The sequence below is a fragment of the Cupriavidus sp. D39 genome, assembly GCF_026627925.1.
In the GTDB taxonomy this organism is placed as follows: domain Bacteria; phylum Pseudomonadota; class Gammaproteobacteria; order Burkholderiales; family Burkholderiaceae; genus Cupriavidus; species Cupriavidus ulmosensis.
The window spans coordinates 439,645-459,476 of record NZ_JAPNLE010000007.1 but is presented as its reverse complement, the minus strand read 5'-3'; the positions used below and the strand labels follow the sequence as shown (position 1 = coordinate 459,476).

The 19,832-nt window shown below is 61.2% G+C and carries 18 protein-coding genes and 9 pseudogenes; 14 read left to right on the top strand and 13 right to left on the bottom strand.

Translation table 11 applies throughout. The features are described from left to right. Positions 1–435: 435 nt before the first annotated feature. The gene (locus OMK73_RS09325; RefSeq protein ID WP_267600725.1) at positions 436–1,962 is read right to left on the bottom strand and encodes an IS3 family transposase; all 1,527 of its coding nucleotides are present in this window, start codon (positions 1,960–1,962) and stop codon (positions 436–438) included. A 61-nt stretch (positions 1,963–2,023) separates the two neighbouring features. Between OMK73_RS09325 and OMK73_RS39040 the strand changes: the two are divergent. Further along, a pseudogene (locus tag OMK73_RS39040) lies at positions 2,024–2,168 on the top strand (DUF3309 family protein). A 227-nt stretch (positions 2,169–2,395) separates the two neighbouring features. On the opposite strand, the gene OMK73_RS09320 reads toward OMK73_RS39040, so the two are convergent. Then, a complete protein-coding gene (locus OMK73_RS09320) occupies positions 2,396–2,572 on the bottom strand; it encodes a CsbD family protein (RefSeq protein ID WP_267601749.1) in 177 nt (58 codons plus the stop codon). Between the two features lie 258 nt (positions 2,573–2,830). On the opposite strand from OMK73_RS09320, the pseudogene OMK73_RS38250 reads away from it, so the two are divergent. Continuing rightward, a pseudogene (locus tag OMK73_RS38250) lies at positions 2,831–3,355 on the top strand (replication initiator protein A); the annotation flags it as partial. 55 nt (positions 3,356–3,410) lie between these two features. On the opposite strand, the pseudogene OMK73_RS09310 reads toward OMK73_RS38250, so the two are convergent. Beyond that, positions 3,411–3,542, bottom strand: a pseudogene (locus tag OMK73_RS09310) (AAA family ATPase); the annotation flags it as partial. A 682-nt stretch (positions 3,543–4,224) separates the two neighbouring features. On the opposite strand from OMK73_RS09310, the gene OMK73_RS09305 reads away from it, so the two are divergent. The 4 genes and pseudogenes from OMK73_RS09305 to OMK73_RS09290 form a co-directional block, all read left to right on the top strand. Continuing rightward, positions 4,225–4,401 (top strand): hypothetical protein, encoded by a 177-nt coding sequence (locus OMK73_RS09305; RefSeq protein WP_267601748.1) that lies wholly within the window; start codon positions 4,225–4,227, stop codon positions 4,399–4,401. A 57-nt stretch (positions 4,402–4,458) separates the two neighbouring features. Further along, positions 4,459–5,531, top strand: a pseudogene (locus tag OMK73_RS09300) (zinc-binding metallopeptidase family protein). A gap of 466 nt (positions 5,532–5,997) precedes the next feature. After that, positions 5,998–6,288, top strand: coding sequence for a transposase DNA-binding-containing protein (locus OMK73_RS09295; RefSeq protein WP_267601747.1), 291 nt, complete (start codon positions 5,998–6,000; stop codon positions 6,286–6,288). A 476-nt stretch (positions 6,289–6,764) separates the two neighbouring features. Next, a pseudogene (locus OMK73_RS09290) lies at positions 6,765–7,811 on the top strand (IS4 family transposase); the annotation flags it as partial. On the opposite strand, the gene OMK73_RS09285 reads toward OMK73_RS09290, so the two are convergent. From OMK73_RS09285 to OMK73_RS09265, 5 genes and pseudogenes are all read right to left on the bottom strand, one after another. Then, positions 7,780–7,947 carry a hypothetical protein gene (locus tag OMK73_RS09285; RefSeq protein WP_267601746.1) on the bottom strand — a complete coding sequence of 56 codons (168 nt, stop codon included), beginning with the start codon at positions 7,945–7,947 and terminating at the stop codon, positions 7,780–7,782. The pseudogene OMK73_RS09290 and the gene OMK73_RS09285 overlap by 32 nt on opposite strands. A gap of 757 nt (positions 7,948–8,704) precedes the next feature. After that, entirely contained in the window at positions 8,705–9,379 is a 675-nt protein-coding gene (locus tag OMK73_RS09280) for a phasin family protein (protein ID WP_267601744.1), read from the bottom strand. An 85-nt stretch (positions 9,380–9,464) separates the two neighbouring features. Continuing rightward, positions 9,465–9,632 carry a hypothetical protein gene (locus OMK73_RS09275; protein ID WP_420715492.1) on the bottom strand — a complete coding sequence of 56 codons (168 nt, stop codon included), beginning with the start codon at positions 9,630–9,632 and terminating at the stop codon, positions 9,465–9,467. Positions 9,633–10,347: 715 nt separating this feature from the next. Beyond that, positions 10,348–10,506: pseudogene (locus OMK73_RS09270) on the bottom strand (polyhydroxyalkanoate depolymerase); the annotation flags it as partial. Positions 10,507–10,604: 98 nt separating this feature from the next. Then, positions 10,605–11,222 carry a hypothetical protein gene (locus tag OMK73_RS09265; protein ID WP_267601742.1) on the bottom strand — a complete coding sequence of 206 codons (618 nt, stop codon included), beginning with the start codon at positions 11,220–11,222 and terminating at the stop codon, positions 10,605–10,607. A 276-nt stretch (positions 11,223–11,498) separates the two neighbouring features. On the opposite strand from OMK73_RS09265, the gene OMK73_RS09260 reads away from it, so the two are divergent. Continuing rightward, on the top strand, positions 11,499–11,825 hold the full coding sequence (locus OMK73_RS09260; RefSeq protein ID WP_267601740.1) for a hypothetical protein: 327 nt from the start codon (positions 11,499–11,501) through the stop codon (positions 11,823–11,825). A 366-nt stretch (positions 11,826–12,191) separates the two neighbouring features. Here OMK73_RS09260 and OMK73_RS09255 read toward each other — a convergent pair whose 3' ends face one another. Next, on the bottom strand, positions 12,192–12,710 hold the full coding sequence (locus tag OMK73_RS09255; RefSeq protein WP_267601738.1) for a DUF2141 domain-containing protein: 519 nt from the start codon (positions 12,708–12,710) through the stop codon (positions 12,192–12,194). Positions 12,711–13,067: 357 nt separating this feature from the next. On the opposite strand from OMK73_RS09255, the pseudogene OMK73_RS09250 reads away from it, so the two are divergent. From OMK73_RS09250 to OMK73_RS09235, 5 genes and pseudogenes are all read left to right on the top strand, one after another. Beyond that, positions 13,068–13,225, top strand: a pseudogene (locus tag OMK73_RS09250) (DUF3309 domain-containing protein). Positions 13,226–13,228: 3 nt separating this feature from the next. After that, entirely contained in the window at positions 13,229–13,372 is a 144-nt protein-coding gene (locus tag OMK73_RS39035) for a transposase DNA-binding-containing protein (RefSeq protein ID WP_420715491.1), read from the top strand. A gap of 169 nt (positions 13,373–13,541) precedes the next feature. Next, positions 13,542–14,260: pseudogene (locus OMK73_RS09245) on the top strand (Crp/Fnr family transcriptional regulator). Positions 14,261–14,308: 48 nt separating this feature from the next. Next, positions 14,309–14,978: pseudogene (locus OMK73_RS09240) on the top strand (RsbRD N-terminal domain-containing protein); the annotation flags it as partial. 152 nt (positions 14,979–15,130) lie between these two features. Continuing rightward, positions 15,131–15,304 carry a hypothetical protein gene (locus OMK73_RS09235; protein ID WP_324291695.1) on the top strand — a complete coding sequence of 58 codons (174 nt, stop codon included), beginning with the start codon at positions 15,131–15,133 and terminating at the stop codon, positions 15,302–15,304. Between the two features lie 58 nt (positions 15,305–15,362). Here the strand turns inward: OMK73_RS09235 and OMK73_RS09230 are convergent, their stop codons facing one another. From OMK73_RS09230 to tnpA, 4 genes are read right to left on the bottom strand one after another with little or no spacing between them, the layout of a single operon-like run. Further along, positions 15,363–15,860, bottom strand: a complete 498-nt coding sequence (locus tag OMK73_RS09230; protein WP_267601737.1) for a hypothetical protein — start codon at positions 15,858–15,860, stop codon at positions 15,363–15,365. 17 nt (positions 15,861–15,877) lie between these two features. Next, positions 15,878–17,389 carry an IS66 family transposase gene (tnpC, locus tag OMK73_RS09225; RefSeq protein ID WP_267601736.1) on the bottom strand — a complete coding sequence of 504 codons (1,512 nt, stop codon included), beginning with the start codon at positions 17,387–17,389 and terminating at the stop codon, positions 15,878–15,880. Positions 17,390–17,425: 36 nt separating this feature from the next. Then, on the bottom strand, positions 17,426–17,773 hold the full coding sequence (gene tnpB, locus OMK73_RS09220; protein ID WP_035863426.1) for an IS66 family insertion sequence element accessory protein TnpB: 348 nt from the start codon (positions 17,771–17,773) through the stop codon (positions 17,426–17,428). After that, on the bottom strand, positions 17,767–18,069 hold the full coding sequence (gene tnpA, locus OMK73_RS09215; RefSeq protein ID WP_420715513.1) for an IS66 family insertion sequence element accessory protein TnpA: 303 nt from the start codon (positions 18,067–18,069) through the stop codon (positions 17,767–17,769). The genes tnpB and tnpA overlap by 7 nt, the downstream gene beginning before the upstream one ends. On the opposite strand from tnpA, the gene OMK73_RS09210 reads away from it, so the two are divergent. Together OMK73_RS09210 and OMK73_RS09205 are read left to right on the top strand one after the other, a co-directional pair. After that, positions 17,989–18,756 (top strand): protein-L-isoaspartate O-methyltransferase family protein, encoded by a 768-nt coding sequence (locus OMK73_RS09210; protein WP_267601734.1) that lies wholly within the window; start codon positions 17,989–17,991, stop codon positions 18,754–18,756. The two genes, tnpA and OMK73_RS09210, sit on opposite strands and share 81 nt — an antisense overlap. A gap of 345 nt (positions 18,757–19,101) precedes the next feature. Continuing rightward, a complete protein-coding gene (locus OMK73_RS09205; RefSeq protein ID WP_267601733.1) occupies positions 19,102–19,359 on the top strand; it encodes a hypothetical protein in 258 nt (85 codons plus the stop codon). The last annotated feature ends 473 nt before the right edge of the window (positions 19,360–19,832 follow it).

Here is a 19,832-nt window from a genome sequence, read left to right as displayed (position 1 = left end):
TGGGTTTCAAGCTTCAGTGCTAGCGCCAGGGCGATGCGGTGCGAGCGGCGGCGGGATCGCCAGCCTGGGTGCGGTGCCAAGCCTGAGTAGGGAGCCTAGCATTCTGCGGCAGGTCAGCATGTGCGCCTGTGCACATAACGAAAGAGCTATTACTGCTATATCGACCGTGCAGCTGGACACGGGCCTAGCCACCACTCGTTGGACGGGATACCGTTAGAAGATGAGACGCCGGCCTTCGACGAACGGGCGATCTAAGTAAGGAGGCGCTCACGTGGCCGCCACGCCGTTCAAACGCTATAAGTAGCCGAACCGATCCTGTTCCGACGGCATTCGACGGGTGCGTTCGGTTGAAGCTGCGGCGCCTGGAACGGTATTGTTAGTAGTTCTTTCGCTGCTACTGATCGGAACGTGTCAATGACTTTGCGTCACCTGGCTTCATGAATTTACTGTGCCGGACTGTGGTGTGTTTGGGGTAATGGCCTCCGATGGCGGCGGGTTGATCCAGACTGCTGTGGGCAGCCGCGGTGGTTCAGGGCGACGCCCTTTAAATCTGTTTGGGGACGCCCGGAATGCTGTGTCGAGTGCTGCCTGACGGGTGAGGTGCAACTCCTGGGCGAGCCCATAATGAACGCTGTGCGGCGTCATGAATCCGATGCCCGAGTGCCGATGCACGGTGTTGTACCAGGCGAAGAATGCCTGGCAGTGGGCGCGCGCATCCTCAATGCAGCCGAAGCGCGCGGGGAAGTCCGGACGGTACTTCATCGTCTTGAACTGCGACTCCGAGAAGGGATTATCGTCAGATACGTGAGGCCGGCTGTGGCTTTTAGTGATGTCCAGGTCGACCAGCAACGCGGCCACCGGTTTGGAGCGCATGCTGGCACCGCGATCGGCATGAAGCGTGAGCACGCCGGGGGCGATATCGTGGCGTGCCACGCTGTCGGCGATGAGCTGTTCAGCGAGTTCCGCGCTCTCGCGCCCGGCGATCAACCAGCCCACGACATGGCGGCTGAAGATGTCCAGGATGACGTAGAGGTGGAAGCACGTCCACCTGGCTGGCCCCTTGAGTTTGGTGATGTCCCACGACCACACTTGGTTAGGCGCGCGCGCCAGCAACTCGGGCCTGGTGTAGGCCGGATGGACAAGCTGGTTGCGTCGCTCGCGCGAGCCGCCATTGGCCGCCAGCAACCGGTACATGGTGCGCACCGAGCCCAGGTAGCGGCCCTCGTCGAGCAACGTGGCGTGTAGCGCCGCCGGCGCGGTGTCGGCGAAGCGCTCGCTGTTAAGGGTGTCCAGCAGCACCTGGTTTTCCAGGGCATCCAGAGCCAACGGTGGCCGGGGCCGGGCAGTGGACCGTGGCAGTGGACCGATGAAGGCCATGCGACGCAGGTGGGCCCGCTGCCGGGCAGGCGTGCCGCGCGGCACGCCCAGGGCATGGCAGGCCGCGCTCGCGCCCAGGGCCGGAGTGAGCTCTTGCACAGCCGCCATTACGGCTTGTCGGTGTCGTCGTCGATCGGATTGCCCAGCAAGGCTGCAAGTTTTTTGGACGTCGATCACCAGCAGCGCCTTGTCGAGTCGCCTCCTGAGATTATCGCGCTCGCGCGTGAGCTGCGCGATGTGCCGCGCCTCGGCCCGAGTCTCGTCGAATTTGGGTCCGCGCTTTTGTGGGGCAAGGGCAGCCAGTTCGGCAGCCTCGCGCTGGCGCCGCCACGTGCTCAAGGATGACGAGTACACGCCTTCATGGCGCATCAGCGCGCCGATCTCTCCGGGCTTGGTGCAGCGGTCAGCCGCCTCCAGTATGCGGCGCTTGTCGGCGTTGGAAAATTGCCTGCGCCGAGCGCGAGCAACGACCTCTGAATCGGTGCCGGACGCTGACGCCAGCGTCGCCGATCCGGGCGCCTCTTCAGTCGCCCTACGGGCTCCTTGCGTTGCGCCCGGATCGGACACATTCTTGACGGCGGCCATCGTTGCCTTGGATGAGTTGTTGACGGTCATACCTACCTCGTTGCTCACTAATCTATCAGGGATAGGTGACGCACGTCATATTGGCACGGGGGGATTGTCAACGATTCCAGCCTGGCCGCATAGCCGGGGCTGGGTCTATGGTCCGAGTGGTGGTTTGGGGGTGGTGTTGGTGCTCCTGTGCTCTGTGGCTGATGGGCAGGATTTAGCGCATTACTTCGCAAAAGGGCCAGCATCTGTCGCATGTGCCAGCTGCGATTGCTCTCCCGGCGACAGCGCTGGCAGCACTCAAGCGGATTTTTCCTCGCAAACGCGAGGACCGGTCCGTTGGCGAACCGGTCCTATATTCAGGTGTGCACATTCAGAATGGCGTTATGGGAACAATTAGTTCGCATTACGCAGCAGTGCTTAGAACGTTGCTGCACGCGCGAGTACCCTATGACTGCTTCTTAAGCGTCTCTTTCGCATCGCCGTATGAGGCTCGTGTCTTGCCGACAATTTGCTCGGCCATGCCCTTCACCTCGGTTTTTTCATTTCCCGTGGCCTTGCCGACAACTTCCTTCGCTTTCCCTTTTGCTTCCTCAATGCGGCCTTTCACTTGATCCTTATTCATGACATTGCTCCTTGAGAATGAGTGAATTACCGAGCATATGGACGCGCGTCGGGCGCTCATTTCAACATGGAGTGTCCGGCAGCACCGACCCACAATGTGATTTCCAAGCGACGATTCGACGATAATCAATATCCTTCCTGAGTCATCGTGTCCTTCGCGAGACATCTCCGTAAGATTCGGTCGTTCCCGGGCATCTGCACGACTCTGAGTCAATCTGCCCAGTAAGCCTGACATTTTGCCCGCAGCGCAGTCGGTACGATGGCGGACAATTGGACAACTTCATTGGCAGCGCACCACGTTCCCGTCTGTGGCGCCTACAGGTCGCGCCATGCATGGCCTGGGCACGCCGAGACCGCTAAAGCTGCGAGTCGGGCGGGCCTGCTAGGCACCCCCGCTCGCAAGGTAAAGTCAATAAGATGGCGGCTCATGCCGCACCATCTTGACACCCGTTGCATATTGGGCGCGGACCGAACGCGGCGCGCCCTCGCCGTGTTCCGTGCGCTGCCGCGCGACATGGCGCCGCGCGATGCCCAGGACTTGATGGCGTATCCGTTCTTCTCGCTGGCGAAGTCGCGGCGTACCGCGCCGATCGACTTCCGCAGCGGGACCGTCACCATCCGTGTCGAAGGAACGCAGGAGCACGGCATCACCACGATCTGGGATGCGGACATCCTGATCTGGGCGGCCAGCCAGATCGTGGAAGCGCGAAGCGCGCGACGCGGGAATCCGCCCGTCGCGCCTGATGCACGTCACGCCCTACGAGATTTTGCGCTTCATCGGGCGCGGGGTATCTCGCGCGACTACCAGCGCCTCAAGGCCGCGCTCGACCGGCTGCAATCCAGTCCAAGGCCGAGCCTTGCGGGTCGGCATCGAGCAGGACGACGTGCTGGCCGCGTAGCGCCAGCTCGCCGGCGATGTGCGTCGCAAGCGTGGTCTTGCCGACGCCGCCTTTCTGGTTGAGCAGCGCAATGGTTGCGGACGTGAGCGGGCGTGCCGAGCGTCGCCGCCGACCGACACGCCGCCGGAGGCTCGGGTGACGGCAGCGCACACAGACCGGTCGGGTTGCTCGGCTCACGCGCCGTTCTGATGCGCTGCCACATGCACTCGACGACCAGGTTAGTCCAAACCTGAAGGCGTCGGGTTGCTTAGCCATCGTTGAGTTCGCCGCCGGCACCTGGTTCAATCAACCGCTATCGCGACGAAAAGTTCTGCCTGGCATTGACCGCTCGCCGTAGCCAGTCCGGATCATGGCGCGGCCCTCCCTGCCGGAAAGCCGGCCTGGCCGTGCTGTTTCGAGATTGTCCACCGAAACAGCACGCTCCTATCAAGAGTCAGAGATTGGAAGGATTCTGCGGTGATGAGTGTCCCGACGCGGCGCCTGTCTTGCTCCCGGGAGTCGAAGGGGCTCCGTCGAGAGCCGTCACCTCCTCAGTGTCGGCCTACCATTGCAGCGAGAGCCCTCCGGCTACGCCCTGCGAGATGCACCCGAAGGGTCAGGTAGAGACACCCGTGATGGCCAATGTCACGAGCTGACCGGGTACGCCAACCATTCATCGGTGCCGGTTTGCAAGTGCCCTGCGCCAGGCACATATTTTGCGGGTTGGAGCATGGCTCAAACGGTTCAGTAACCGTCACCACACAGGAGCTCGACGATGACAAACGAGAATGGCAGGCCCGATTCGAAGCGACGGGCCAAGCCCTGCACCCGCGGCCATATCGAGCAGCCGGGAGAAGGCCGCAAAACCACGCAGCCGGGCGAGCACGACCCGCAAAGCGAGCAGCCCGCGGATCTGGCGAACACCTCCCGCGAGCAGGTGCTGGAGCGCTAGCGGCGGCTCTTGCAGCGGATGGGGCGTGTAAATATTCTTCGCCAGGTGAAAAAATCCATGAAAACCTTTCACTGCGGCAGTTGCTCCAACCTGGTTTTTTTGAGAACGTCACTTGTGAGCGCTGCCAGGCACTGCTTGGCTACGTCTACGACATCTCGCAGATCTGCGCGTTCGAACCCGCGGAAGGCAACCTGTGGCGCAGCTTAAATGCCGGCGCGCAAGACAAGCTTTACAAGCAATGCCAGAACTACGCTGTGGCAGGTGTGTGCAACGGCATGATCCCGGCCACTTCGGAAGACGTGCTTTGCGAGTCATGCAAGCTAACGCGCACCACGCCATGCCTGGATACGCCGAACAACCGGCTCTACTGGGCCCGGCTTGAGGTCGCCAAGCGCCGCGTCCTCTATACCTTAACCGCCCTGGGCCTGCCGCACGTGTCCCGCGAGGCCGCTCCGGAATTCGGGCTGCAATTCGACTTCCTGGAAGACGTTGGCGAGGAGCGCGTGATGACCGGGCACGACAACGGCCTCATCACCATGAACATTGCCGAGGCCGACGACGCCCATCGGGAAAAGACGCGTTCGCTGATGGGCGAGCCGTACCGCACCTTGCTGGGCCATTTCCGGCATGAGATCGGCCACTACTATTTCGATCGCCTGATCGCCGGCACCCGCTGGCAGGCACCGTTTCGCGAGCGCTTTGGCGATGAGCGCGCGGACTATGGCGAAGCGTTGAAGGCGCACTACGACAAGGGCGCGCAGGAGGGCTGGGAGCAAAACTACGTCAGCGCCTACGCGGCCACGCACCCGTGGGAGGACTGGGCCGAAACCTGGGCACACTATCTCCACATCGTCGATACCGTGGACACAGCCGCGGCATGCGGCCTTGCGCTCAAGCCAGGCACGGCAGGAGAGCCCACCCTGACGGACCAGACGCCCCTCGGGGATGCCAGCTTCCAAAGCCTGATGGACCGGTGGTTTCCGCTCACCTACGTGCTCAACAGCCTGAACCGGAGCCTGGGCGTGCCGGATGTCTCCCTGTTCGCGCTGAGTCCTGTCGTGGTCGATAAGCTGCGTTTCGTGCACGAGGTGGTGTCGGCCGGGCCGCAGGCCGCATTGCCTAATCCGTAAGGCGCTTATTCCGGCTCGATAATCGCCACCGTTTCCACGCCATTGACCTTGTCGAAGGTTGCGCGGACCTTGCTCCCTTCCTTCAGAGACGGGGCCCAATATCACCCCGAGATAGCAATTGGCTTGGACACCGTCGAGCAGGTGTGCTGGGGCTTTGATAATCATATAGCCGGCCTCCCCTCTGGCTAACCTGGATGGCCAGATGAATCGAAATCAGGAAATTCGTCGTCAAGTATCTCGAACACCTCTTCCGCCTTTCTTCCTAGATTGGATTCAAGATTTCGCAACAAGTGTTCATCGGAGCGCAGCCATCTAGTTGCCCGCTGCACATCCTCAAGGGCATCTCCTTATACAGAAGTAGGACCGTCCCCGCAGCGGGGCATGGAGCCTGAGGCCGCGGAAATTTCGACGTAAGGGGTTGTTAACTTCGCCAGACTCGCGTTTACTCTTGCATTTTCAGGCTGCAATGGGCAACGAGTCGGGGGCATGGGTGGACGAGGAATTTGAGAGTCTGGATCTTGGTGATCCGCGGCGGGATCGGCGCGCCAAGGAGTTGCTCAAGCGGTTTGCGGCCATGCCTACGGCGAGCATCCCTGGCGCATGCGATGACTGGTCGCAAACCATTGGGGCGTATCGGTTTCTCGGCAATGAGCAGATCGACTGGCGGGACGTGATGCAGCCCCATTGGGAGCGCACTGCAGCGAGGGCCGCGCAGTTTCCGGTGGTGCTGTGCATCGCTGATTCGACCGAGCTGTAACGCGGTGCACGGCGTTACAGCTCTAATGCAGAGTGTATTTTAATGCGGAGCCCCGTTCGTGGAGGCCCCGTTGGCGAATGAATTTGACTACTTTTTCTCCGCATAAGGGAACTCGATCTTAGAGGGGCGATGAGTTCATCCGTAGCCTTGAAGCGTCGGGAACGCAGATTTGGCGAGACGATTGCGTCGAGCGCTTCCATTTTTACCGATGGGTCCGCACGTGAGTAGACCTCGCTCGTCTGCATGTGTGCGTTGCCGAGCCAAAGCGAAACCTTTCTGAGATCCTTGGTGACTTGCAAGACGGACAACGCACAAGTGTGCCGACCTCCTTGAGCAGAAGTCTCCAGCCGGGGCCAGAAAGATGTCAATATTATGCGGAGCAATGCCGAACAAACGCGATACTCGATCTGCTTTGAGAGAAGTCCAGTTACATTGTCTTCGGTGAACTACTCCGCATTAAAATACACTCTGCGTTAGAGCTGAACTTCAATGGGCAGGAAATGGAGGGGCTGGGGCCGCTGAGCTACGAAGCCCAGCGGGGCATGTTTTTGCATCCGACCTACGCGGTGACGCCTGACCGTGAACCGCTTGGGGTGATCGATGCCTGGATGTGGGCTCGCGAGCCAAAGGACGCCGACGGAAACCGCGGCGGGATCAAGGAAAGCGTACGCTGGATTGAAGGGTATGAACGGGTTGCGGAGCAAGCCGTGCTATTGCCCCAGACGCGGCTGGTGTATGTGACGGACCGCGAGGGTGATATCGCCGAGTTGATGGCGCGCGCCCAGGAACTTGGCCGGCCGGCCGACTGGCTGATCCGCAGCCAACACAACCGCAACCTTGCCGAGGGCGGCAAGTTGTGGGATAGCGTCGGAGCCAGCCCGGTACTTGGGGAAATCACCTTTATCTTGCCGGGGCGTGCAGGCCAGAAGGCGCGCGAGGTCAAACAGGAGCTACGCGCAAAACGTGTGAAGCTGCCGGGTCTGGTCGGCGCGGAGCTCACCTGTGTAGAGGCAAGGGAGATCGGAGCGCCCGCAGGCGTCAAGCCAGTGGTTTGGCGGCTGTTGACGAACCGTGAAGCACAGGATGCCGATGCGGTCATCGAGCTGGTTGAATGGTATCGGGCCAGGTGGGAGATTGAGATGTTCTTCCATGTCCTGAAGACTGGCTGCAAGGTCGAAGCGCTACAGCTATCGCACATGGATCGTGTGGAGCGGGCCTTGGCGTTGTATATGGTGGTGGCGTGGCGCATTGCCCGCTTGATGCGGTTGGGCAGAACCTGCCCGGATCTGGATGCGTCCGTGTTCTTCGACGCCGACGAAATTCGGGGAGCATACGTGCTTGCCAAGAAAGCTCGCCCGAAGACACCGGTCACGCTCAATCAGATGATTCGGCTGGTTGCTTCCCTGGGTGGGTTCCTTGGGCGCAAGAGCGATGGCGAGCCCGGCGCTAAGACGATCTGGATCGGTATGCAGCGAACCATGGACGCGGCCCTCACCATTCAAGCACTGCGGGAAGAGTCATGACTTCTGTATAAGGAAATGCCTCAAGGGTGGGTTCGATCTCCAGAATCCGTGCAATCACTTCGCCTTCAAATGGACCAATAATCTCGCGGATTTCACTAGCGCTTGCGTATCGCGAGTCGGTCTTGGTGTTGCGCATGGCAATGTCTCCGATCGTGTGCACTCGGTACCATCGTCGAACTCACCGAATGCGTCTATGGGCCTTGTCGCGCAGGCATGGAATGTCTTCGGTACTGATCACCACTCCTGGTTTCGACCTCAATGATTTCAGCTTAGCAGCTGCGCTTGCCAGGCTCCAACCCTCCGACTAGGCCGCGAGGTTACCCAGTGAGACGATTCCGGATAGCCAGAAAGACCAGGCCAGCCGAGTGGCTGGCCGAGAATTTAGCTTCAGCTGCACTCTGCGCGAAGGATGAAGGAAGGTGTCAAGATCGACGTGACGGACGCTGGGTGCCGGAGGCCTGGATTCGCGACAGCCTTTTCGTTGACCCGGCCCACTCCGGCCGGAAGCCCCGTCCTGCCAGAAACCCAGACGCACTATGGCAAGGGCGACACCTCGGCACTTGCGCGTGGTAGAGCTGTTTCCCACCATCGGGCCTCGTTGCTGTAATCCGGCTGGCTTGCGAGATGCCTTGCTGCGATGGCATGGCATGACGCATACGGTCATCAACAGCGCTGGGTTGTCGGACCCGGGCGCCCAACCCTGGGCGCCCAAGCCGAGGCCGCCATCGAGAAATTGAGCGATTGGATCACCGTGCCAGCGTTACGACTACTGGAGCAACTGTGTCCTAACCGCGAATAGGTGACTCGAAGCGTCGCGATTGGCTGACGCACACCGCTCGCGATTTCTTAGCGACTTATCTTGGGTCGATTGGCGCTACATTAGGCCTCAGGCGTTACGTCTTGGCGGCGCGCGACGCATGCTCGACGGTCTGCTTGGCCGCCTTCGGCGTTGTCCTGCTCGCCGCATTGAAATTACTTTCGGCGACTTCGATCGCCTGTTTCACGGTCTGGTATATTGTTTCTGACAGTTTGTTGTTGGCGGTGATCACCGACGTCAGCGCGGTAACGGCGGGCTCCGAACCCGCCGGCGTGCTGTTCGCAAGATTCTCGACGAGTACCTCGCATTGCACCCCGATGGCCTTGGCGAATGCGGATTGCGTGGCGGACCCAATGTCGTACAGTTGACGGCTGTACGACAGCACGTTCTCGCCGATCGGCTGCATCAGACTGGCTTGCAGCGCGAGTAGCTCCTGCTGGTCTTTGACAGCTAACGACTTCTGTGCAAGCTCCCGGGTTTCCGCCAGCGTCGACTTCATTACCTCCAGATTCAGCGCAACCAGTCTCTCGAAGCCTGCGAAGGCCTGGTTCGCCAATCCAAACAGGATGGCGAGGTTGGCTTGTTCAAATGCCGCGATTTGCTCGGGGGTAGCGGATTCATCATGAAGCTCCTGAAATTCGACTCGACGCGTGTCCGAGAGAATCGGACGACTATGTTTGTGCGACAGGATGTGTGTTGGACTACCGGGGAGTATCACGATGCAATGCAACCTCGGGCGGGTTAAACGCATCGAGGCACCCATCAGCGATGACGATCAAGCGAACCACTCGCCTACAGTGCCGTCATGAGGGCCGCGTACAACGTCTCCAGCTCCCTCAGCGAATTCCCGCGATGGCATTGAGGACGGTACCGCCCCTTGCCGTGATGCGGGGACGTTGGTGTCCGGAGGGGAGCTCCTCTAGGTTGACGAACTGGTGTTCGAGGAGGGTGTCAAGATCCGCGCGATCCAGTTCAGTGGCGGCCGGGCCGTCCTTGATCAGCATGAGGGTCGCCAATTCATGAGGACTCAGCATCCTGTTGTCTCCTATGTTTAAATTCAGGTCTTCTGGGAGGCATCACTTGCAGTCCTCGCACTGTGCGCATGGGAAGCGGCGGAGACTGTGACTTCCTATGTACGAGGTCCTCGACCACGGGGCCCTACCGCGCACGCCCGGAAGACTTATTCAATACCGTCCCAGACGCATTATCAAGGTGTGACATGTTTTTTAGGACAGCCTTCGCCTGGCCGACGTCCAACTGTCGCATCCTGGATCGCTTGTACATCGTCCAGACCGCGCGACTCCATCGCGGCCTCTGCCATGCACCGCATGTTTGAATACCTGACATCGCCATCCTAAATTGTGACTAGATCTTAGGCCAATCGATGTTGCAGTGCGGGATAACCGGAGGGGCTGTTGACTCGGCGGTTCCGCCGGAGAGGCCCATGCTGTTGCCTGGTGGACGCGGTTGCCTGGCCGGTTGGGTCTTTCGGCCAAATCCTCGGCGTTGGCGGGAAACTGTTCGCCGTGCCCCGGCCTGCGCCGACCTTCGACCTGCAATGCAAATGTTTCATGCTCGAGCTGACTCCATGCCTGTGGGCGGCACAGTTTTCTGCCTAGTCTTCGCAGAACCGCGCCAGGAACGGTCGGGTACGCCAAGCAGAAGAATCCGACGACTGATAGGGAGGTCGACATGATGACGAAATGGTTGTTCGCTGCCATCGTGATTCTGCTTGCGCAGGAGCGGATAGATCTGCGTCGCCCAGCGCCGGCCGGCGAACACGCCGTAGTGTCCGGCGCCGGTCTGGACATGGTGAGATTTCAGATTGGACCGTAGCTTGCTGCACAGCTCCTGCGCCGCCTCGGTCTGACCAACCGCGTCGGCACGAACCCGGTCCGAGCCCGGCTGCCGCCGGACAGGCCAGACGCCGGGTAGGCGTGCAGACAGCCCGTGTCGTACCAGTAGTAGCAGTAGCGTTAGAGGCTCGCCACCACCGCCAGCGAGCGGGGTAGCTTGCGCACCGACACCACGTGGCGGAAGCGCTCCGCCGGTGGGCGGCGCGGATCTGTTCGCGGGGCATGGGAGTAGGCAGCGTCTCGAGCCACAGATCTGGAGCGGTCCGCACGCTGGGTCGGCGGCTGGACCGGCTTGAAGCGGCGCTGACCGCTGCCCACGAGCGCCAGGCGGCCTAAGAACGTGCCCACGCCGAGGCGATCGCCTCGATACAGGCGCGCCACGAGGGGTTGTCGCAGCAACTGATGCAGGAGACCGCGCACCAGCGCGACGCGGTGCAGGCCGAGCGCGGCCAGCTGACCGCCCAGCTCAAGTTCGCCGAACGCCCTCGTCGCGGCGCTGGAACAGAAGCGCAACGCGCTGAGGCGGGCCCTGCCGAGCGAACGGGCCGCGCGGCAGAGCGCCACCGGCGAGGCCAGTACTTTGAAGGCGGTCAACGCCAGCCAGCGCACCCAGCTCGATGAGCTGTTGCGCGCAGGGCTCGCGGCGGCGCGGCCCGAGCCGCACACCGTGAACGCCGCGGCGGCTAAGCGCGCGGCGAAAGTTTTGCCCACGTCTGAAAAACGAGTCTGACTGGTCATTTCCCGCTGGTTTAGAGTTGGCCAGGGCCGCGCCCACTCTCGGCGGCAGGTGGCGGGGTGGAACCAAGTCGGCCGGGTTCATGCAGTTGCTCGCCCAGGACGACGCGCAGGGCTGCCTCACGTCTAAGAACAAGATTCCGCAGGCGTGGAGAGAGGCGTTCGGATGGGACCCGAGCGATGTCAATCGCCGGCCTAGTGCCTACTCCCTAGTCCGATTGGCCAATTGACGGAGCAGCCCTTCCGAAGCAATCTTCTCCTATCAGGGAGGGATTGGCCATGGCATCCGACACGATCAAAGCGGTCCTCAACTGGCAGAGTGCCGATTTCTGGGAAGCCGTGGCCAAGTTTGACACATACAACATCGATTTTGTTGTCCAGTCAGAAGATGCCTGGTATGAAGCGGTGCTGGTCCGGTCCGTCGTCGTCTGGCTGCACCTCGTTCCTCGCGCAGCAACACCCGGAAGAGCACTTCCTGCGATGATTGCAGCGCCCAACTGGTTGTGCGACCTTCGCGAACGCCCCCCGCTCACGAGCAGTCCCTTAGTCGTCTGTTGGGTGACGGCCGAGGAAGCACCGGGCTCCCAGTATTATGCCAAGGCCTAGTGCGATGCCAATCGCCCTCGCCGGCTGATCGGTGATCAGCGTTGTAACCCGTTCATTGCAGCGAGTCCACCAGTTTTGCCATCGTTCGGCGATAGAGCGATCCGCACTCGCCCTTGCAGCCGTTTGTAGAAAATCCTGCTTCGCTTGTTGCAGTGACTCCCCAGACAGCGAGGGGAGGCGCCGGATGAGATCGTCCAAAGCGGTTTCGAGAGTGGCAATCCGGCGCTTGTTGTCGGCCGGCTCGCCGTGGGAGCCTCCTATGGCACGGAAGTCAACGGAGAGAATGAGGCGCGACAAGCTTCATCGCCTGCATGCTGGGGCGTAGCCGAAACCTTTATGTGCACCAATGACGTTTTGAAAGCAGGTTCAGTAATGCAGCGTGATCGTCATGTCCAAGTTCTGTCCGTCATACAGGAAGCTGGCTGCGGAGAAGGAAGGTGCGCTGAGCCAGCCTTTTGCGTCGTTTGAAAAGCCATAGCCTTCCGTCGGAATCCCCAGCGCGTTGGTATCCAGCTTGCCGTTCATGTTCTCATCATGAGCGGCCGCGATCGCATATGTCCCCGGGGGGACGTCTTCAAAATCGCAGCGCGCCTGCTTATTCTGAATTCTGATTGACATGATACTCCTTGCTGAATGCAGGTAGTCCTTCGGGAACCCTATCGGTGACTCAAAAAGAGTGCAAGCAACCATTCCGTTGCTGTTTCTAATATTTAGAACCGCAACGTGAATTCCGGGATGTGTTGATTGAGAGAAGGTGGAATCCGGATACCCTAAGATTACCGTTACGGCCAGCAGTGCCGTATAGCGAATGGCGATGGCGAGGGATCTAGCCGGAGCATGGGCCATTGAGGGATATACCCCAGTCCGATCAGTCTGAGCGTTCATGATCTTCTCGTGGTTGCCACGTCGGGAATCGCCCACCATCTTCTTGTGGATGGATGGCCACTGAGCTAACTCTAATTCCAGCGTCAGCTTGGCGTCAACGAAGAGCGCATACGGAGCGGATCCATGTTCTGATGGTTCAGTTCGCCGCGAGCCCCCATCCGTTTGCTGAGGTCTATTTCACAGCCCCTCTCCGGTATCGAATCCCGGGCGCTTCGCAGCTATCGTTGTGCAAGTCATTCCGCTGGAATCTGCCAAAACTAAGCTAAGGCATCCATCCAGTCTGCTGGTGCTTGTAACGGTGCGCAGCAACCCAAGCCTCTGACGCCACCGACGACTGGCTGAACAAGGAGACGCAAAATGAGCTTAGGAACCATTCTCTTGATCGTTTCGGTGTTGGTGTTGATCGGTGTGATTCCCGCTTGGCCACACAGCCGCAGTTGGGGTTACGCGCCCAGCGGCGTGCCAGGCTCGTGTTGCGGATCATCATCGTTTTACTGGTCCTGGCCCGGCTTTAACCCATGTCGTTATACCGAAGTCACCCCTCAAGTGCGAATGCACAACGAGTCGGGGCGTGGGTGGACGAAGAATTTGAAGGGCTGAATCGAGGCGATCCCAGGCGGGACCGACGGGCGAAGGAACTGCTCAAGCGGTTTGCACTCTAGCAGTCCCAAGACCGGCCGGGTAAGAAGAATTTTGGCGTGCCCGGTAACTGGTAAAGATCCCTTTCTAGTCGTTCGCTAGTCGGCGTATATTTAGATTGCGGCACCGCCCCGCCATTTGCCGGCGTATAAGTGCCGCAAAGGGCATCTCACGAGCAAAGAGGCCAGACGCATGCAGACGCTTGAAAATCCTAGGGAAAACCATCTCTTGTCCGTTCTACCCGAAGGGGAGTGGGCTCGCCTAACTCCGCTACTGGTGGCGGTCGATATGCCGCTAGGCCACGTTATTTACGAGTCAGGGGACCGCCTCGATCACGTGTATTTCCCTACTACGTCGATCATATCGCTGCTCTACGTAATGGAGGACGGGGCGTCAGCCGAGATTGCAATCGTCGGTAACGAAGGCATCGTGGGGGTTGCCCTGTTTATGGGGGAGAAACCACACCGAGCCGAGCGATCGTGCAAAGCGGTGGCCGTGCTTATAAGCTGAGTGGCGCTGCCATGAAGCAAGAATTCAATCGAGGCGGCCCCATGCAGCGGCTGCTGCTCCGCTATACGCAGTCACTGATCACGCAAATGGCGCAGACAGCTGTCTGCAATCGGCATCATTCAATCGACCAGCAACTTTGCCGTTGGCTGTTGCTGAGCATGGACCGCTTGCCGTCCAACGAACTGCGGATGACACAGGAGTTAATCGCCAACATGCTGGGCGTGCGAAGATCTGGCGTGACAGAGGCGGCCCTGAAACTGCAGAGCGCCGGCCTGATCCGCTACCACCACGGGCATATCGAGGTACTCGACCGGCCAGGGCTGGAGCAGCGCGTGTGCGAATGTTATGCCGTCGTGAAGCAAGAGTGCGATCGCCTGTTGCCCGATTTGCGAGCGATTTGAGTGTCTCCGCTCTGCACGTGCGAACCACCCCAGATCCCGATGGCAACAATGCGGCTGGCTGACTTCATTCAGCGCGACATGGAAACTATCCTGGCGCAGTGGGAAGCGCTTACAGGCACCCAATTACCGGCTGCGGCGAGTATTGACCCACTCGCATTGCGCGACCACACCGAACAAATTCGGCGCGCAATACAAAGGATTTGTCGACTCTCCAGACCAAAGCCGCCCAGGCAGAAAAGTCGAGGGGCTGGCGCCCCAATTGATCGATGCTCCGGAAACTGCCGCACAAATGCATGCCCATCTTCGTTCGCGAAGCGGCTTCGACATCAATCAACTAGCCGCTGAGTACCGGGCTCTGCGTGCAAGCGTTCTTCGTCTGTGGATAGACGATTGTCTGCCTGACTCGCGTGATCTCGATGAAATCATCCGGTTCAATGAGGCCATGGATCAGGCGCCCGCAGAATCGATCGATGTCTTCATTGTGCAAGTGGACCAGGCCTCGCAACCTGTTTCTGGGAATGCTTGGCCACGACATGCGGCTGGTCAAGAGCGGTGCTCGCCTGAAGCGCTCCTGGACGATTTGCTTGATTTCAATCGAACCACGCTGGGTCTACGTATCAATCTCGGCTTGGACAAAGTCGACCTAGCGAATCTGCTTACTGAAGAACTAACTCAGTTATGCGCTGCGCATCCGGGCCACGGGATCAATCTGGAGGCGTCGCCAAGCTCCTAGCCCTGCCATGCGCCCTCAGTCGCGATATTGGTCGATCCAAACAAGATTTGCCCCCGGAAAGGCAAGACGCCACGGCACACCTCGCGCACTCTCCGTCCCCGGCCGGCGACGAGTGCTCGATGGCGCGGCGCCACGCCATGGTCGACCTGCAACTGCGGGCTCGTGGTATTTGCGACCCACGTGTGCTGGCGGCGAGGCGGCGAGTGCCGCGCCATGTCTTCGTGCCGTCCGCGGTGCAGGAATTCGCGTACGAGGACACGGCGCTGCCGATCGCCTGCGAACAGACCATTTCGCAGCCGTTTATTGTGTAAGCGTCAGCGGAACCCATCCGTAATGGACTTGACGCCTTCCTCTGCTCGTGGATGACGGCTACAGATCGACCACTTTACGCAGGAGCGCGAAGGAGACCCGCCAGTGGCCTTCGTCGGGATTGCACTGTACGGACGCGGTCTTCTGGTTGACACGCACGACGGTGCCGATGCGCTCGTGCAGGTGCTGGTCGGTAAAGGCCACCGTGTCACCAACCATGAAGTCAGCACGCTGTGCACGGGGCGGTGGCGGCGGGTCGTGTGGTGGCGATTGGGCCACAGCGGTGGCATCGGCGATGACCGCGGCATAGGGCAAGGCCCAGCGCCGGCGCGTAGCGGTGTCCTCGATCACGGCCTGGGTCTGCCGCAACTCAAGGATACGGCCCTGCCGCAGCGGCTGGATGAGATCGTCGGCCACGTAACTGACGGTCATGCCGATATGCAGGTGCCGGCGGCTCTCCAGGATCCGCTTCGGATCGTCGAGCATCCGACCGATGGTCAGATACAAGCGGTACAGGTCGGCGCTCGGGGCGAGGCGCAATGCGTCAAGAATGTCCATGACGCACAGTTTACCGGTTAGCGTGGCAGCGGTAGCAGTTCGTGGACCCGGCTGATGGGGTGGGCTGGCAGGCGCTCCAGGGTATCCTTGAGCCAGCCATAGGGCTCGATACCATTCAGGCGACAGGTACCCAGCAGCGAGTACATCGTCGCGGCGGCACGCCCGCCACGCGGCGAGCCCACGAACATAAAATTCGCTCTGCCAACGGCAATTGGGCGGATGGCGCGCTCGAGGCGATTGTTGTCCGGCTCCAGGATACCGCTTTCGGTGTAGCGCACGAGGGCCTGCCAATGTCGCAGTGCATAGCCGAAGGCCTGCTCCAACGGCTGCTTGGCCAGCAAGCCATGGGCATTGCCTAGCAGCCACTGGTGGAACTGGGCGAGCAGCGGCACGGATTGCTCCTGCCGCACGGCCAGTTTGTGATCCGGTGGCTTGTCCTTGATGCCGGCCTCGATGGCATACAACTGGGCGATCCACGCCAGCGCCTGCGCGGCCAACCCAGGCGCCTTCTGCACCTTGGCGATCTCAAAGAAGCGTCTCCTGCAATGCGCCCAACAACCGACTTCGATGATGCGGCCGGTGCGATAGAGGGCATCGTGACCACTGTAGGCGTCGGCCTGCAGGTACCCCCGATAGTCGCGCAGGAAGGTGAGCGGATGGGTGGCGGCACGGGATTCGGCGAACTCGAACATGACCGCCGGCGGGTGATCGACCCACAGCCCGTTCTCCTGCCGCTGTCCGGCTCCGAGGTAGCCCCACAGGTGCGCCTGCTTGGTGGTGGCGCGCCCGCGTTCGAGCAACGGCAGCGTGGTGTCGTCCAGGTGCAGGCGCGGTGCTTGTAGGATGTGAATGCGCAAGGATGGTAAGAGCGTCTGCAGCAACTCGGCCGACCCCAGCTTCCATTCGCACAGTGTGGCACGCGGCAGATGAATGCCCAGGCGGGCGTAGCCCATCTCCTGCCGGTGGATCGGCAAGTGGTCCACAAAGGTATTGACCTGGATGTTGGCGAGCAGGCCCGCGCTGGCGTTGCTCTTGGGTAACGGCGAGGGCTGCGCGGTGGCGGTCACGATGGTGGACTCACCGTTCTTCATGGCCGCATACTTGAAGCGGATGTGCTCGATGACGGTAAGCTTGGCTGGCTCGTAATGCAGCGTCTCGCTGCGCTCCTCGCCGATGCGCTGCAGTGAATCGAAGGCGGCCTTCTCCGCCGCGGACAGATCGTATTCGATCCGCGTGCGCGGTAGGTCCTTGGAAAGTCCCGGGCGCCCCTTGCGGGTGTGGCCCGCCACCTTGATCTCTGCGGCGGTTGGCGGTGACGGCAGATCGAGCGGCGCGGCAAAGAGTTCGGCCTGACCCGGCAGACGTTCGGAGCTGGCGCCGAAGTGCGCGCGGTTAAGCTGCGCGATCTGGTGCTTCAATATCTCCAGTTGCTCCCACAGCGCGCGGGCGACCCGGTTCTGCTCCAGCGCGAGGGTACGTACCGCCTCGAGATCGGCTGGCAGGTCGGAGGGGGTCAGTACCGGAAGCATGGCGCCATGATGCGCCAGCGCCGACAGGTTTACAAGTCACAAGATGCGCGTGGCCGTGACTGTGCGGTGGGGCCGAACCGCCGGGATCTCGATGCCTTCGAGCCAGGCGTTCAATTCGGCCAGCGTGAAGCCGCGTTGGGCTAGCGTCGCGGGCGAAGGAAACCGGCCGTGCGAAAGCCGCTTGTACCACAACGCGAAGCCGGTGCGGTCCCAATACAGAATCTTGACCTTCGATCGATCGCGCCCGACGAAGACAAACAGGTGGCCCGACAGGGGATTCTTGGCCAGCAACGGCTCCACCAGATACGATAGGCCGTCGATGGACTTGCGCATGTCGACCGCGTCACGGCAGATGAAAGCCTGCACATCGCCGCTGATCAGCACCGGCCTCCTCCCAACTGCCCCAGCACGAAGCGCACGATGCGTTCGGCATGCACCCCGGCCATCTCGATACGTGCGCCGCCGAGCGTAACGACCACCTGGTCGCGTGACCTCGATAGCGCTGAGTCGCTTGTCGGCAGGACATTCGGCACCGCAACCGTTGCCGCAGCGATGAATGCCGTGTCCGCAGTCACTGCCATTCGCGGCGCCACCGGCAATTGCTGCTCTTGGCTCAATCGCTTGCGCCACAAGCCGAAAGTGCTGACCGCCAAGCCGTGTTGCCGGCAGAAGGCGCGAATGCTCCCGCCGCCGTTCCGCCATTGCGCCAGCAGATCGCGCCAGAAAGCCTCATCGTGGCGGTCATACCTTGCCCCGGCTCGTCCGCTCTTACCTTCCCGCTGATCGGCCATCGCTTCACTCCCAGAGATCGTGAAGCTCATACCTTCTCATCGCCACCCTCTACTCGCCAGACGGGTTCCGCGGACGGTTACTTTATTGTCAGCACCATGGCGCAGGCAGCGTGCATCGGTCCGGCAGACCGCGTGTTGGAGGTCGGCACCGGCTCCGGCTATGCGGCCACGGCGCTGGCAGAGCTGGCGGCACATGTCGATACCATCGAGCGGCATACGCCGCTGGCCGCCACGGCGCGCCGGCTGCTGCATGCGCTCGGCTATGAGGGCCGTATTGCCGTGCACGAGGGCGACGGGAGCAAGGGCTTACCACGGGAAGCGACGTTCGACGTTATCATCGCCGCCGCTGGCGGACCGCGCGTGCCAATCGCGCTGCGCGAACAACTGACCGTGGGCGGGCGGCCGCTGATGCCGGTTGGCGATACGCCCACACGGCAACGCCTGGTACTGGTCACGCGCCAAGCCGACGGCGGTTTCGCGTGCGAGACCCTTGGCCGGGTGGCGTTCGTGCCGTTGGTGGGCGAGCAGGGCTGGGCGGACGCCGGGGTGCCGCCCATCCCTGAAATCTGCCAATGATGCCGCGCTGCGAGCCGCCCGCGCCGCCACTGCGCGCGCCGCAGGGATGCAGGCTTCCCGGATCCCTTTCGCGCGGTTCGCGGACAGCCGCGTGGTGCTGGTCCTATCAGAGCTGCGTCTGGCGTAGCGCCCTGAGAGATGTCCGCGAATGCGGCGTAGTCCTGATCCAGCAGCCACGTCAGCGCCGTACATAACGAGGTGCTTTCTGGCCCAAACTCCCGAGAAGGAGTGGAAGGAGGGTGGAAGAAGTAGGGAAACGCCCCTGCACTCAGTCGGGTAGAAGTTAGAAAGCGGCCCCGGGTCTGTCGGGTAGCATCGTAAGACGCGACTACCAGACCCTTCACTATGACTAGCTCGCCAGCCCTCCTGTCCCATTTTGTGGTGCTGTACGCGGTGCCAACGGGTTGCATAATTGCCGAGATCGAGGGCTCGGCGGTGTACCAGCTCGGCCTGTTTCCGGAGGATGAGCAGCTGATTGCATTTGTGGCAAGCCTGTTTCCGGAACTGCCGGTGATCGCGCTGCCGGCGCACCCGGCGAGGCTGGATGACGACATGGTGTTGATCCTGGGCAACCGGGCCATCCAGAAACCAGGGGCGGAGTAGCGCGCCATCTGCCGACTCCGCAACCGACTGTGTCAGGTCGCGATATCCAAATTGGGCACCAAGGTCATGTGCGCCGGAGGCGTACCGGGCCGACCCCGAGCGCGCCCGCAGCAGCAGGCGGTGCACTCACTCCGTAATGCAAGCCTTACCCGCAATAAGGCAAAAGCGACTTTAGGCGTGCGTTAGCAGACGTTCGAACGAGGGCGCAGAAAGCAACATGGAGGTCCCATTGGAAAGGGACCCTCAACCTTTCCTTCGCCTCGCCGCTCTCCTTCAGATGCCGGTGGCGAGGCCTTTTCTTCCCCAAGTCGCCGCCTAGGCCCGGCCGGTCACTTCGCGTGGTGGAGCGGCGTCAGGGCGTGACCGCTCCCTCAATGCGGCACCCTAGAGACCCAGCGCACGAGCCAAAAACTGCCTGCATGGCGCGCACCAGCTTGTCGTCCACTTGTCACAGGTTGGCCCCCATAGCTAAC